Origin of the sequence: Granulicella arctica (genome assembly GCF_025685605.1) — a bacterium.
In the GTDB taxonomy this organism is placed as follows: Bacteria; Acidobacteriota; Terriglobia; order Terriglobales; family Acidobacteriaceae; genus Edaphobacter; species Edaphobacter arcticus.
Genome location: NZ_JAGTUT010000001.1, coordinates 513,849 through 527,638, shown reverse-complemented (window position 1 = coordinate 527,638; position 13,790 = coordinate 513,849). Strand labels below are relative to the sequence as shown.

The 13,790-nt window shown below is 60.0% G+C and carries 12 protein-coding genes; 7 read left to right on the top strand and 5 right to left on the bottom strand.

Translation table 11 applies throughout. From position 1 onward, the window contains the following. Nucleotides 1–3: 3 nt before the first annotated feature. On the top strand, nucleotides 4–1,161 hold the full coding sequence (locus OHL20_RS02120) for a trans-sulfuration enzyme family protein (protein ID WP_263381567.1): 1,158 nt from the start codon (nucleotides 4–6) through the stop codon (nucleotides 1,159–1,161). Nucleotides 1,162–1,274: 113 nt separating this feature from the next. On the opposite strand, the gene OHL20_RS02115 is transcribed toward OHL20_RS02120, so the two are convergent. Continuing rightward, a complete protein-coding gene (locus OHL20_RS02115) occupies nucleotides 1,275–3,485 on the bottom strand; it encodes a DUF4139 domain-containing protein (protein WP_263381566.1) in 2,211 nt (736 codons plus the stop codon). A gap of 188 nt (nucleotides 3,486–3,673) precedes the next feature. On the opposite strand from OHL20_RS02115, the gene OHL20_RS02110 reads away from it, so the two are divergent. Both OHL20_RS02110 and mak read left to right on the top strand, forming a co-directional pair. Then, complete coding sequence (locus tag OHL20_RS02110; RefSeq protein WP_263381565.1) at nucleotides 3,674–4,819, top strand: acyl-CoA dehydrogenase; 1,146 nt, start codon at nucleotides 3,674–3,676, stop codon at nucleotides 4,817–4,819. A 69-nt stretch (nucleotides 4,820–4,888) separates the two neighbouring features. Continuing rightward, nucleotides 4,889–5,797, top strand: a complete 909-nt coding sequence (mak, locus tag OHL20_RS02105) for a fructokinase (protein WP_263381564.1) — start codon at nucleotides 4,889–4,891, stop codon at nucleotides 5,795–5,797. A gap of 5 nt (nucleotides 5,798–5,802) precedes the next feature. Here mak and OHL20_RS02100 read toward each other — a convergent pair whose 3' ends face one another. After that, complete coding sequence (locus tag OHL20_RS02100) at nucleotides 5,803–6,966, bottom strand: lactonase family protein (RefSeq protein WP_263381563.1); 1,164 nt, start codon at nucleotides 6,964–6,966, stop codon at nucleotides 5,803–5,805. Between the two features lie 105 nt (nucleotides 6,967–7,071). On the opposite strand from OHL20_RS02100, the gene OHL20_RS02095 reads away from it, so the two are divergent. Genes OHL20_RS02095 through OHL20_RS02080 form a run of 4 tightly spaced genes read left to right on the top strand, consistent with a single transcriptional unit; the run spans nucleotide 7,072 to nucleotide 9,919 of the window. Next, entirely contained in the window at nucleotides 7,072–7,944 is an 873-nt protein-coding gene (locus tag OHL20_RS02095; RefSeq protein ID WP_263381562.1) for a hydroxymethylglutaryl-CoA lyase, read from the top strand. Next, a complete protein-coding gene (locus OHL20_RS02090; protein ID WP_263381561.1) occupies nucleotides 7,941–8,723 on the top strand; it encodes an enoyl-CoA hydratase/isomerase family protein in 783 nt (260 codons plus the stop codon). Before OHL20_RS02095 ends, OHL20_RS02090 begins: the two co-directional genes overlap by 4 nt. A 12-nt stretch (nucleotides 8,724–8,735) precedes the next feature. After that, nucleotides 8,736–9,155, top strand: a complete 420-nt coding sequence (locus OHL20_RS02085; RefSeq protein WP_263381560.1) for an acyl-CoA thioesterase — start codon at nucleotides 8,736–8,738, stop codon at nucleotides 9,153–9,155. Between the two features lie 23 nt (nucleotides 9,156–9,178). Then, a complete protein-coding gene (locus OHL20_RS02080) occupies nucleotides 9,179–9,919 on the top strand; it encodes an SDR family oxidoreductase (protein ID WP_263381559.1) in 741 nt (246 codons plus the stop codon). Here OHL20_RS02080 and OHL20_RS02075 read toward each other — a convergent pair whose 3' ends face one another. The 3 genes from OHL20_RS02075 to OHL20_RS02065 all read right to left on the bottom strand — a co-directional run bounded on the left by OHL20_RS02075 (nucleotide 9,920) and on the right by OHL20_RS02065 (nucleotide 13,743). Continuing rightward, nucleotides 9,920–10,336: a cobalamin B12-binding domain-containing protein gene (locus tag OHL20_RS02075; protein WP_263381558.1), complete on the bottom strand. Its 417-nt coding sequence runs from the start codon at nucleotides 10,334–10,336 to the stop codon at nucleotides 9,920–9,922. Nucleotides 10,337–10,360: 24 nt separating this feature from the next. Continuing rightward, nucleotides 10,361–12,838, bottom strand: a complete 2,478-nt coding sequence (locus tag OHL20_RS02070) for a zinc-dependent metalloprotease (RefSeq protein ID WP_263381557.1) — start codon at nucleotides 12,836–12,838, stop codon at nucleotides 10,361–10,363. Between the two features lie 110 nt (nucleotides 12,839–12,948). Next, entirely contained in the window at nucleotides 12,949–13,743 is a 795-nt protein-coding gene (locus OHL20_RS02065; protein WP_263381556.1) for a glycosyltransferase family 2 protein, read from the bottom strand. Nucleotides 13,744–13,790 lie beyond the last annotated feature (47 nt).

The following is a 13,790-nucleotide window of genomic DNA, read 5'->3' as shown; positions in this document are numbered from 1 at the left end:
ACGATGACGGATACAAAGAAGCATGGCTTTGCGACAAGGGCGATTCATGATGGACAGAAGCCTGATGAGCTTACTGGCGCGGTGAACGTGCCTATTTACCTGACTTCGACCTACCAGCAGGAAGAGATTGGGAAGAACAAGGGCCACGAGTATGCGCGGCTGACGAACCCGACGCGGGATGCGTTGGAGGAGAGCCTGTGCTCGCTTGAAGGCGGGACGAGCGCGCATGTGTTCGGCAGCGGCATGGCTGCGATTACGGCGCTATGCACGATGATGAAGTCGGGTGACCATGTGGTCTGCTCGGACAATGTATACGGCGGGACGGGGCGGCTCTTCGACAAGGTGCTGACGCACTATGGGCTGACGTTCACCTATGTAGACACGAGTGTGGCTGAGAATGTGGCCGGGGCGATTCGTCCGGAGACGAAGCTGGTGCACATTGAGACGCCTACGAATCCGATGATGTCGATTACGGATATCGCGGCGGTGGCGGCGATCAGCCATGCGCGAGGCGTGGAGTTGAGCGTCGACAATACGTTTATGTCGCCGTACTTCCAGCAGCCGATCGCGCTGGGGGCGGACATCGTGATGCACTCGACGACGAAGTTTCTGAATGGCCATTCGGACGGACTCGGCGGGGTGCTGGTGTGTACGACTCCGGAGCAGGCGGAGCGGTTCCGCTTTGTGCAAAAGTGTACGGGCGGGATCCTGTCGCCGTTTGAGAGCTACCTGCTGCTGCGTGGGGTGAAGACGCTGGCTGTCCGGATGAAGCAGCACGATGTGAACGGGCAGGTCGTGGCGGCGTTCCTCAAGGAGCACGACGCGGTTAAGCGGGTGTTCTATCCGGGCTTGAAGGAGCATCCGCAGCATGAGCTGGCGAAGCGGCAGCAGAGCGGGTTCGGGTCGATGTTGTCGATGGAGCTTGGGTCGCTGGAGAACGCGAATACGTTTGCGAAGTCGCTGAAGCTCTGTTTGCTGGCTGAGTCGCTGGGCGGTGTGGAGACGCTGATCTGTCACCCGGCGAGCATGACGCATGCAGCGGTGGGTGCCGAGGGACGGGCGCGGCTGGGGATCACGGATGGGCTGATGCGGGTGAGCGTGGGGATTGAGGACGTTGAGGATCTGATGGCGGATCTTGGGCAGGCGCTGGACCGGATCTAGATAGCGCCATGAAGCAAACGCAGGCCATCCTGAGCGAAGGCACTTACGATGATTCTGTGAGTGCCTTCGCTCAGGATGACAAGCTTTGGTCGCTGTTTAGGCAACCGCGAAGCTTAGAGCGTCTCGTCGATCTGTAGGGCGGCTATCTTGTTGGTCAGATCCTGCTGGGCGGTCTTCAGGGTGACGTCGCGGGTGGTGAACTCCTTCTGCTGCTGGGTGATCTGGTCTTCTGACTGGTTGAGTTCGTTGACGAAGCGGGTGCGGGCCGACTTGTCGGCGTCTTTGAGGGCGACGATGTTGGCGCGCTGACGCTCCTCCTCGGCACGGAGGGCTGTGAGGCGTTCGTTGGTGGCGGTGACAGCTTCCTGTGCCTCGGCTACACGGCGACGAGCTTCGAGGATAGGCTGAAGGGCCTCGGTGAGCTTCGCATCACGGCTGCTCTCGTTGAGGATGTATGTGAGCTGGCTATCGTCGGAGCGAACAAGTTGATATTGCGAGTTGCTTGTGCGCTTTTCGCCGACGTGGAGGCGGATCGTCTCTCCTGCGCCAGCCTGAACACGAAAGCGATAAACGCTGGCAGTGGTCTCCTCTGGCTTGGGGTCCGAATCAAGGACGAAGCCTTGTCGGACCGGGTGTTCGAGAATGATGGTGCGGGGCTCGGTGGCGGCGTTGTGGACGAGGTAGGTGACCTCAGCGACCTCGGAACGATGCATGACGAGAACGCCCTTTGAGGCGGTGATGCTGGTGACGTGACCGCTGTTGTGATTACTCTCCGTTGTGACGCGGACGGCGGTGTCGGCTGCGTAGGAGAGCAGGCGGCGCTCCTTCGGGTGGATGGGGTCGAGCAGGCCTTCGCCGCCGAAGTTGCCGTCTTCGACGATGGAGAAGCTGCCGCGATCAAGGGTGATGTCGGAGGTATTGGTGATCCATAGGGCGCGAAGGGGGCGAAGGCGGCCATTCTCAGGGGAGACGAGGGTGACGCGCTCCGTGTCGACCTTGGTCTGGAGGATAGGGACGAGAGCGGATTCGTTTTTACGGATGGTGATGGGTTGGGAGAGCTTGTACTCAAAGTAGTCGTCGAAGGCAGAGGTTGTGGTCTGGGGGGCGATGGAGTTGTTGGCGGCGGTCTCGTACTCGATGGTGGGAGCAGGGGCAAGGCCGCCTCCTGCGAAGGCGTCCGCATTATTGCGTACCTTCCGCGCCATGGACGGCAACGGAGCGTTTCCGATCCCTCCCATTACTCCACCACCCACGCCGCTTCCGAATCCGCTGCCGCTTGACATGCCAGCTACGCCGGCGACCTGAGGAGATGGTGCGCCATCCTCCTTCAGCATCTTGATGTCGGATGAGTTGCCGCTGTCGTGGGTCTGCGGGGAGAGCTGAGCCTCCTGGGGGAGGCCGATCTCGGGGCGGCGGTTGTAGTAGGGGATGGAGAGGGGCTGGATGAAGCTCTGCGGGGCTCCAGCGATGAGGGAGAGTTGGACGTTGGTCCAGTCGGTTCCTGTCGTGTTGTCGACGACCGACCAGCCCTGGAGGGTGGCAGTCTGCTTTGCCTGTGGGGTTGTGGGGCCGGTGAACAGGATGCGATAGGTGGATTTCCAGATGGGGACTTCGCTGATGTAGCTGACACGGAGGTCGCGCTGGCCGGTGCCGTTGTCCTGCAGGGTGAGGCGGCGAAGGCCCTGATTGCGGGTGTCGGCGAGGAGTTGGAGGTAGCGCGTGACGTCGGTGTGGAGGGCGCTGTCGAGGAGGCGGACTTCAGTCGCCGGGGTGATCTGGATGGTGCGAACGGCACCCGTGTCGGAGACGATGGTGAGGAAGCGGGTTTCGACGCCGGGCTGGTCGTCCTTTGCAGGCGTGGTGCGGAGTTCGATGTTGAGGAGGCGTCCTGCGAAGGCGCCGGAAGTGGTGTGGACCTCTACGCGAGCACCGCGGATGGCGTTATAGAAGTCGACGGTCGAGGGATCTTCGCCGAGTCCGAGCGGAAGGGCTTTGAGCTGCTGCTCGATGGGTGTGGTGGAGTTGTAGCCTGCTCCGGAGATGCGACCGCCATTGAGATCGACGGCGGTGAGGGACTGGAGGACGTCGTTGAGCTGGGCGGTGGTGAACTCGATCGTGACGGACTGATTTCCCGTGACGTGCCCTGCGTGCTCGAAGAAGCCGACGCCGTTCTTATAGAGGGAGACGCGGGTGACGGGGAGCTGATCGCGTTGTGCGGGGTCAATCTTCGATGGAGCAGGGTGCTTCGGCGTGGATTGCGCGGGTAGCGGTTCTGGTGGCAGAACGAGCATTGAGCAGAAGACAAGGGAAACGATCAATCTCACGGTGGGACGCCTTACGTCCGATGGTGCGGGCTTGCTGGAAGGGTAGACTCCGCTACCGGGAGGAATGTTCCGAATTATTTCAGTCACCGGTGTTGATTGGAGTAACTTTTGGGAGTCTTGAGACGAGCCAGAGTATGCAGGAATATGATAGAAGGATTAGTTTTCGTTATGGGGCTAAGGAGTGCAGCATGTTTGGATTGACGGAAGAGCAGGGGCAGCTACAGAAGGAAGTTCGGACGTTTGCGGCGCGTGAGATTGCGCCCCATGTCTCGGAATGGGACGAGAAGAGCACGTTTCCAGCGGGCGTGGTGAAGAAGCTGGGAGAGATGGGTTTGCTGGGCGTGATCTTTCCTGAAGAGCTTGGCGGGGCTGGCCTGGGGTATGTGGAGTACGTGCTGGCGATTGAGGAACTCTCGCGGGTGGATGGGAGCGTGGGAATTATCGTTGCTGCGCATAATTCGCTGTGCACGAATCACATTATGCTGGGTGGCAATGACGACCAGCGTCAGCGATGGATTCCCAAGCTGGCGAGTGGGATATGGCTGGGCTCGTGGGGGCTGACGGAGCCTGGGTCAGGTTCAGACGCGGGTGGAGCGCGGACCAGTGCGGTGCGGACCGATGATGGCTGGGTACTGAACGGATCTAAGACCTTCATCACCAACGGTAGCTATGCTGATTGCGCGGTGGTGCTGGCTGTTACCGATCGTGAGAAAGGGACGCGTGGGATCTCGGCCTTCGTGGTGGAGAAGGGGACGAAGGGCTTCCGTCCGGGAAAGAAGGAGAACAAGCTCGGGCTGCGGGCCAGTGATACGGCGGAGTTGATCTTTGAGGACTGCCTGATTCCGGAAGAGAACCTGCTGGGTAAGGAGGGCGACGGCTTCAAGGATGCCATGCGCGTGCTCGACGGCGGCAGGATTTCGATCGCGGCGCTGGGTCTCGGGATCGGGCGTGGGGCGCTGGATGCGGCGATGAAGTATGCGACGCAACGGCGGCAGTTCGGTAAGGCGATCAGCGAATTCCAGGCGATCCAGTTCAAGCTGGCGACGATGGCGACGGAGCTCGATGCGGCGTGGCTGCTGACGATGCGTGCGGCGCAGATGAAGGATGCAGGTAAGAAAGTGACACTTGAGGCGAGTATGGCCAAGTTGTATGCGAGCGAGGCGGCCTGCCGGATCTGTGACGAGGGCGTGCAGATTCACGGTGGCTACGGCTTTATCAAAGACTATCCGGCAGAGAAGTTTTATCGGGATGTGAAGCTCTGCACCATTGGTGAGGGGACAAGTGAGATCCAGCGGATGGTGATTGCGCGTGAACTGTTGAAGGGCCTTCGTTGAGCTAACCTGCGCGCCATGTGGAGGATAAGCCTCTGTCGCGGTAGGATGGCTCTGGAGGTAATCAGCACGATGCGCATTGGTGTCGATGTAGGCGGCACGAAGATTGAGGCCTTGGCGATGGATAGTGCCGGGCAGGAGTTGATACGGCACCGCGTCGAGACGCCGCGTAACTACGAAGGAACGATCGCTGCGATCGTCGGCCTGGTGGAGCGGCTGGAGTTGGAGACCGGGCTGCACGGCAGCGTTGGAGTCGGAATTCCCGGAACTGTGGAGAGTTCTACCGGTCTGGTAAAGAATGCAAATTCGATCTGGCTGAATGGGCTACCGTTTGACCGAGACCTGAGTGTGGCCCTTGGGCGTGAGGCTCGTGTCGCCAATGATGCGAATTGCCTTGTGGTTTCTGAGGCTACGGACGGTGCGGCAGCAGGAGTGGAAGTTGTGTTCGGCGTCATCCTCGGTACGGGGTGCGGCGGCGGTGTTGCGATTCATGGCCGTGTGCATGCCGGTCGTGGTGGTGTCGGTGGGGAGTGGGGACATAATCCTCTGCCTTGGCCGGATGCTGATGAATTTCCCGGGCCGCAGTGCTATTGCGGTCGGCGGGGCTGCCTGGAGACGTGGATCTCCGGTACTGGGCTGATGGCAGACTACGAGCGTCATACGGGAACGCTGCTAAAGGGCGCGGAAATCGTGACCGCCAGCGAGGCTGGCGATAAAGAGGCGCTTACTGCGTTGGAGCGGCTAGAAAATCGCATCGCGCGTGGGCTGGCTACGATGATCAACGTGCTTGATCCAGACGCCATTGTGTTCGGTGGCGGGGTATCGCGGATTGATCGGATCTACGCCAATGTGAGCCGTCAGCTCCCGGACTATGTCTTCGGTGGCCGATGCGATACGCCGTTGCTGAAAGCGATCCATGGCGATTCGAGCGGTGTGCGCGGAGCTGCATGGCTCTGGCCACGCAACTCGGCAGGGGAGTAGCAGCTTCAGGCGAAGACGATGCAGACAGGGGCGTTGAGGTCGTAGCTTCTGCCGGTCGCGGTGAGTTCGCCGGTGGAGTGATTGCGCTCGAAGACGACGATGTTGCGGCTGTCCTGGTTGGCGACGATGACCCATCGGCCTGTGGGGTCGAGGGTGAAGTGGCGAGGCGTCTTGCCGCCGCAGTTCATGTCCTGGACGGGCGACAGGGTCCCTGCCTTCGGATCGATGGCAAAGACGCCGATGCTGTCGTGGAATCGGTTGGAGACGTAGAGGAACTTACCGGTGGGGTCGATGGCGATCTCGGCGGGGGCGTTCTTCTGTCCGATTGCTGATGGCGGTAGCGAAGAGACAGTGGCCTTATGCGTCAGCGTGCCGTCTGCGGGGTTCCAGTCGATGAGATCGACGGTGGAATTGAGTTCGTTCGTGGAGTAGAGCCAGCGACCCTGGGGATGAAATGTCGCGTGGCGCGGCCCGGAGCCAGGCGTGGCTTCGTAGTAGGGCTTCGCGGCTGGGGTGAGGACTGCGGTGGCCGGGTCGACGTGGTAGACCATGATGCGGTCGAGGCCGAGATCGTTGACGAGCAGGTAGCGGTTATCGGGCGAGAGCAGGACGCAGTGGGTGTGCGGTGCGGATTGGCGGTCAGGATCGCTGCCGTGACCGCTGAAGGGAAAGACGGAGACTGCTTCGCTGAGACCTTGCGGGGTGATCTTGAAGGATGAGACGATGCCGCCGCCGTAGTTCGCTACAAAGAGCGCTCGGCCGGTGTGATCGATGGCGAGGTGGCAGGGGCCTTTGCCAGCGGAACTGACTACATTCAGCGGGGTAAGCTGCGTCGTACCGGGTTTGGCGGTGAAGGTGGAGACGGTGCCGATCTGGTTGTTGCCGAGCTCATTGACTGCGTAAAGATGGCCGGGCTGCTTTGGCGAAACTGCCAGAAAGGTCGGGTTTGGTGTGGTCGCTACAACTTCAAACGCACCAAGTATGCCGGTAGCTGCATCCCACGAGCAGGTGTAGATACCCTTCGCGCCTGGAGATGCGCCGACCGGCTCGGTGTAGGTTCCGACATACAGCCGGGCGACAGGGGCGGCGGGCGCTTTGGCAAAGGCACGCAGGGCTGCGGGTGATGCGGCAAGCAGGGAGAGCGCTGAGCGTCGTGAGATCAAGGTCATCGGCTTACCCTATCGTGGATGGATTCATTTACGCCACCCTGATTGTAAGAGTGGCTGCTTCGTAAGGAGTATGTTTTTGAAGTACTTGTTTTTCAAGGAGACGTGTTGAGCCAAGTCGTAACCATTGTTGAGTGTCCGCGCGATGCGTGGCAGGGATTGCCGAAGTCGATGCCGGCAGAGGTAAAGGCGGACTATTTACGAACGCTGGTAGCGGCTGGATTCAAGCATATCGATGCGGTGAGTTTTGTCTCACGAACGGCGGTGCCTCAGATGGCAGATGCGGAGCTGGTGCTCGAATACCTTGATCCGCCGGACGATGTGGAGATTATCGGAATTGTTGTGAATGGTAAGGGCGCTGAGCGTGCGGTGAAGTCCGGGGCGGTGCAGACGCTGGGGTTTCCATACTCGATCTCGGAGACGTTTCTAAAGCGAAACCAGAACCAGACGGCTGAGGAGTCGATCGAGGCGCTAGAGGAAATTGGGACGCTGGCGTATAAAGGCGGCCTCGAGGTGGTGGCGTATCTGTCGATGGCGTTTGGCAATCCTTATGGAGAAGCGTGGGAGATTGATGAGGTGGTGGCGGCTTGCGACTTGTTGGTGGACTCCGGGGTGACGCAGATCTCACTCGCAGATACGGTTGGGCTTGCTACCCCTAAGCAGGTGCGCGATGTGCTGTCGGATGTGATGGCGGTGCATGACGGGATTGAGTTTGGCGTCCATCTGCATGCGCGACCGGACGATGCGGCGGCGAAGGTGCGGGCGGCGTACGAGGCGGGTTGCCGGCGGTTTGATGCGGCGTTGGGCGGTTTGGGCGGCTGTCCCTTTGCTCAGGATGCGCTGGTGGGCAACCTGGCAACGGAGTTGCTACTGGCGGAGTTGAAGGCGCTTGGAGCTGAGTTGCCGGAGCTTCGGCCACTGGACGGGCTGCTTCATGCGAGCCACGAGATCGAGCGGAAGTATGGAGTACGGGTGCAATGACCGACTACGCAACCATCCTTGTGACGGAGAGGGACGAGGTCTGCAGGATCACGCTGAACCGGCCTGACCGGCGGAATGCTATGACACCGGAGATGCAGGCCGAGTTGATCGAGGCGATGCGGGCTGCTGGCGAGAGTGCCTGTCGAGTCGTTGTGTTTACCGGTGCGGGCGAGGCGTTTTGCGCAGGACTTGATCTGAGTTCGCTGCAGGCAATGAAGGACAAGACGGCGGAGGAGCACCGCGAAGATGCTGAGCGGATTGCGTTGCTGTTCCGTACATTGTACGAGTTGCCAAAGCCGACGATCGCCGCGGTACATGGCGCGGCCGTCGCGGGAGGAACCGGGATTGCGACGTTGTGTGACTTCACGTTAGCGGTGCCTGCGGCCAAGTTCGGCTATACCGAGGTACGGATCGGTTTCGTGCCTGCGGTTGTTTCGGCTTACCTGACGCTGCAGATCGGCGACAAGCGGGCGAGGGATCTGCTGTTGACCGGGCGGCTGTTCGAAGCGGAAGAGGCTCAACGGCTTGGGCTGGTGACGGAAGTGGTCGAGGCGGAGAAGCTGATGGCTCGAGTGCAGGAGGTGGCGACGGTACTGAAGGCGCACAGTCCGGAGTCTTTGGCGGCGACGAAGCGACTGCTCGCGGCGCAGAACAAGTTGTGGCTCGACCAGGCGCTTGATGCAGCACTTACAACCCAGGCAAAGGCGCGTGGGACGTATGACTATCAGGAAGGCATTGCGGCCTTTCTCGAAAAACGAAAGCCAATCTGGAAGTCTTAGTAAACTAACTGGATGAGCGAAACCGATGCAAAGGTAGTAGAAGCGCGGATTCGCGTGCGTTATGCCGAGACGGACCAGATGGGCGTTGTGTATCACGCGAACTACTTAGTCTGGTTCGAGGTTGGCCGGGTTGAGTTCATCCGGCAGATGGGCCTGAGCTACAAGGAGATGGAGGCGGAGGCTGGGTGCATGATTGCTGTCGTTGAGGCAAATGCGCGCTATAGAGCCCCGGCGCGGTACGACGACGAGTTGGTCATTGAAACGCGGCTGACAGCGGCTCGGAGTTCGGTGATTCGCTTCGGTTATCGCGTGCTTCGCTCTGGAACGCTTCTTTGTGAAGGACAGACGGTTCATGTGGTGGTAAATCGCGAGATGAAGAAGGCGCGGTTGCCTGAGAAATATGCGGAGCGTTTTGCGGCCCACCTCATCTGATAGTTGAAGTCAGGAGAGACACGATGAGTGAGCAAACGAAGAAGGTCGCGCTAATTACGGGCGCAAACAAAGGAATTGGCCTTGAGACGGCGCGACAGCTTGGAAAGCTGGGCGTCACAGTGCTACTTGGAGCGCGTGATCTTGCAAAAGGCGAGGCTGCCGTATTGGAGTTGAAGGAAGACGGCGTTAGTGCGCGTGCTGTGAAGCTGAATGTCGATTCACCGGCGGACTATACGGTTGTCGCCAAAATGATCGAGAAGGAGTTTGGACTACTCGACATTCTGATCAACAATGCGGGCGTGCTCATCGACAATCGGAAGGCAAATGAGACGAGTACGACGTCTGCTGAGCTTCTCCGCAAGACCTTCGATACGAACTTTTTTGCTGTGGTCGGCCTTACGCAGGCCCTCCTGCCATTGTTGCGAAAGAGTGAGGCTGGGCGGATTGTAAATCTTTCGAGCATCCTTGGATCGAACACGCTGCATGCAACGCCTGGGTCGCCAGTCTATGATGCGAAGACGTTTGCCTATGATGCATCGAAGGCGGCTCTCAACTCGTTCAGCATCCATCTGGCGCATGAGCTGAAAGATACCAAGATCAAGGTGAACTCGGCGCATCCGGGATGGGTGAAGACCGAGATGGGTGGCGAGGGCGCGATGTTGGAGATTGAGGAGGGTGCTCAAACCAGCGTGGAGCTTGCACTGCTGCCTGAGGATGGCCCTACCGGTGGGTACTTCCACCTCGGGAAGTCTCTGCCCTGGTAATTACGAGGACAGCATACCGCGCGGCTTGATGTTGGCGCGGATGAAGTTGATGGTGGTGGCAAGCGGTGTCCCCGGACCGAAGATGGCGGAGATGCCGTTTGCTTTTAAGCCTGCTACATCCTGCTCCGGGATGGTGCCGCCGAGGACGATGAGGATGTCTTCGGCGCGCTGCTCGCGGAGGAGCGCTGTAATGCGTGGGACGAGGACGTTGTGGGCTCCCGAGAGGATCGAGAGGCCGATGCAGTCGACGTCCTCCTGAATGGCGGCGGAGACGATCATTTCAGGCGTCTGGCGGAGGCCAGTGTAGATAACCTCCATGCCTGCGTCGCGGAGGGCGCGTGCGATGATCTTTGCGCCGCGGTCGTGGCCATCGAGGCCGGGCTTGGCTACAAGGACGCGGATGGGTGGCGCAGGCATCTGGTGAAGTATACGGCCAAGGAGCTAGTCGAAGTCCTCATCGGTGCCGATGGGCATGCCCGGTGGGGCATCAATGGGCTTGGCCGGGGTAAATTTGGATGGATCGCGGTTGAAGTCGTTGATGCGGTCGATGAGGGCCTCGCGGTGAATGGCCTCGGCGGTATCCTGCAAAGCGACCGCAGTGGTGATGTCTTTCAGGACGTCGGCGATGTGGGATCGAACGATGGCGCGCGCCTGGCTGGATGCGGTTGGATCGACTGCGAGGGTAAGCATAGCTTCGAGAGCACGGGTTTCTACGGCTCTCTCCACCTCGGAGGACATTGTGTGGCCGCCTTCTGGGCGTTCGGCTACGGCTTTGGAAAGGTCTTCGAGGAGGCCGCGGAGAGAGGGAGCGGCTGGTTCGCGCATGTGGTACTGGACGAGGCGTGAAGCGCGGGCTGGATCGAGGAGGACAGAGAGGGTGAGATCTGCGGAGCTTTCGGCAGCAGCTATGGGATCGAAGGTAAGGCCGGTCTCAGAGGGGAAGGATTCGCGGGTCCGCTCCGTGCCGGGTGGGAGCGGCGGGAGTATTGCAAGGAGCGACTCGGGTAGGGTGAGGGTTTCGGGGGAGAGGGTTTTGAGAACGGCGGCGAGAGCCTTCTTCTGGTCTGCCGGAGAGACTATGGAGGGGTTCGGCTGACCGTCGCCACGAAGGTTGTAGCGGTAGTCGAGACCGCCAATCTCCTTAATCGCGGCTTCAGTCTGGTAGCGATGGAGGAGATAAAGGGGAACGAGGACGTCTTCCAGTTGGGCCATCGGCGTGTCGGGTTTGATGGCGTCTTCGCCGAAGCGCTTGAGGGCGGCGGTGCGAATAGTCAGGATGCGGTCGAGCTCTGCTGCGGGATCCGCGCCGTTATCCCAGAGGTGGGCGTGCGGGTGGGCTCCGCCCAAGGGACGGGCGTCTTCGTCGGTGATGAAGATCAGGCCGCGTTTCTGTGAGTCGCGGAGTAGGCGATCCATCGATGCGAGATCATCATTTCCCTGGCGATAGCCATAGTCGATAGCGACCTTATCCCATTCGCCGATGTTGACAGCGTACGCCTTGGATAGGTCGGGAATTCCCTCTTTGTTGAGAGTGATGTAGGGGTGAGGGTAGTCCATAACGCTAGCGGATTGCGAATAGGCACTTGCTGCGAAGTTGTGCGCGAGCCCCAGGGTGTGGCCGGTCTCGTGAGCGGAGAGTTGGCGGAGACGGGCGAGAACCATGTTTTGCATGGGATCGCCGGGACCACCGGGTCCGGGTCCTGCGTGCGGTCCAGCTTTGTAGGGACTGAGGAGAGCTTCGGCGATGAGGTAGTCCTGGCGACCTCGAAGAGAGCCGAGGGTCACATTGCCCTTGATGATTTCGCCGGTCCGGGGATCAGTAATTGCTGCGCCGTAGCTCCAACCGCGGGTATAGCGGTGGACCCACTGGATCATGTTGTAGCGGACATCCATTGGATCCGCCCCGGCGGGAAGGACATCGACGCGGAAGGTCCCCTTGGCCCAGCCCGCGGCCTGGAAGGCCTGATCCCACCAGCGGGCTCCTTCGACGAGAGCTGACCGGATGGGCTCTGGAGCTCCGTTGTCGACGTAGTACTGGATGGGACCGACGGGTTCGCAGGCCGACTTGCAGGAAGGATCTTTCTTGATGAGGCGATGACGGATGATGAACTGCTGGTCGAGCGGCTCCCCTAAGGGGGCGCTGTAGTCGCGGTACGAGGTGGGGAAGTAGCCTGCGCGCGGGTCGAAGCGGCGTGGCGTAAAGCCGGGACCGGGAAGCTCGAGGAAGGATTGATGCTCGCGGAGGGTGAGGGCGCGAGGATCGGGAGTGACGTCCGCTACGAAGCTATGGCGACTGGTATTGTCGGCGGTGAAGGTAAGGATAGCTTCGACTTCGGTGTTCTTCGGGAATGCTTTTGTGTTGTCCAAGGAGATGGTGGAGCGGGTGGGATCGACCTTGTAGGCACCTTGTTTGAGGCGGGTCAAGGATTCGGTGACGCCGTGGACGTCTTTCAAGAAGAGGTCGGTGGCGTCGATGAGGACTGAGCCTGACGGGTCTTCGGCCTCGACTTTGAAGCCCCATAGGACGGATTCGGGGAATGACTGGCGAATGGTAAGTCGCTCGGCTGCGTCAGAGGATGAAGAGCGAAAGGCCTGATTGGGTTCAACGAGGAGGACTTTGGGGCCGGTGCGCTCGAAGCGGACGATTTTGCCCTGAGATGTTTGCCCGCGGTCGAGACCGAGATCGTTCGAGCCAGTGCCGTAGGGCAGCGAATTGGTGTAGAGGATGTCCTGATCCAGGCGAGGGATTTCAAGGTAGAGCTTGCCGGACTTTGCGTCCCAATCGAGCGGAAGAAAGCCGTCGGTGTGCTTCATGCCGGTGATCTTCGCGGCGATGGTTGGCGTGATCTCGGGCTTGGCCTGAGCGAATGTGGCTGGGGCAGCGAGGGCCAGAAATACGGCGAGGAACTTTGAGGGCATGTGCCTTTGTAGCACGAAGGTTGGCGGGGGAGAGAAAGGCACAACATCGATCAACGCGGATGACAGCGATTCAAAGCTAACCCTGGGTTCTAACTTTGAATCAGGTCCCTCTATGCGGGGATCGATTTGCGGACGGTTTGCCAGGCTTTGGCGTACTTCCAGCTTGTGTAGGCTGCGTGGTAGAGATGGAGCAGGAGACCTTCGCGACCGTCGAGGAAGCCCAGGCGGCAGAAATAGTTCCAGATGAAGGTGAGTTGAGGGACGAGCAGGATGTTGACGTGGAAGCCTACCAGTGACCGGCTGGTCTTGCCACTGTCGACGAGAAGTTGAGCGCCCAGAGTACTGTAGCGATCCATGTGTTCGAGGTAGGACTCGAGTGTTGGATAGGCGTGATGGATGAGATCGAAGTCCAGGGTTACAGCGTCGCCGTCAAAGGCGATGGTCTCGTGAACAGGGCGCTCGGCAAAGCGCGGGGAGTGAGAGAAGTTGGCGGCGTCGCGGCGAAAGAGGCGAAGCTTCGGGTCAGGATAGTAGCCTCCGCGCTTCATCCATCGACCGAGGAAGAGATTGCGGCGACGGATGAAGTATGCGTCGTGTGGCGGGTTTGAGGGAAGCAGGGTGCGGATCTGCTGCTGGAGTTCGGGCGAGAGTTCCTCGTCAGCATCGAGAGACAGGATCCATGTACCGCTGCATTTCGCGATAGCCGAGTTCTTCTGCGCCGCGAAGCCCTGCCATGGCTCGTCGTAGACGGAGGCATTGAAGGAGCGAGCAATTTCAACCGTGCGGTCGGTCGAGGCGGAGTCGATGATGATGATCTCGTCAGCGAATTGCACGCTGGCAAGTGTGCGGGCTAAATTGTGCTCTTCATTCTTCGTGATGATGGCGACAGATAGCAGTGGTGGCATGGATATGTCTCCCAGAGTTTCGGTTGCCATTCTTGCTGGTCGTTTTT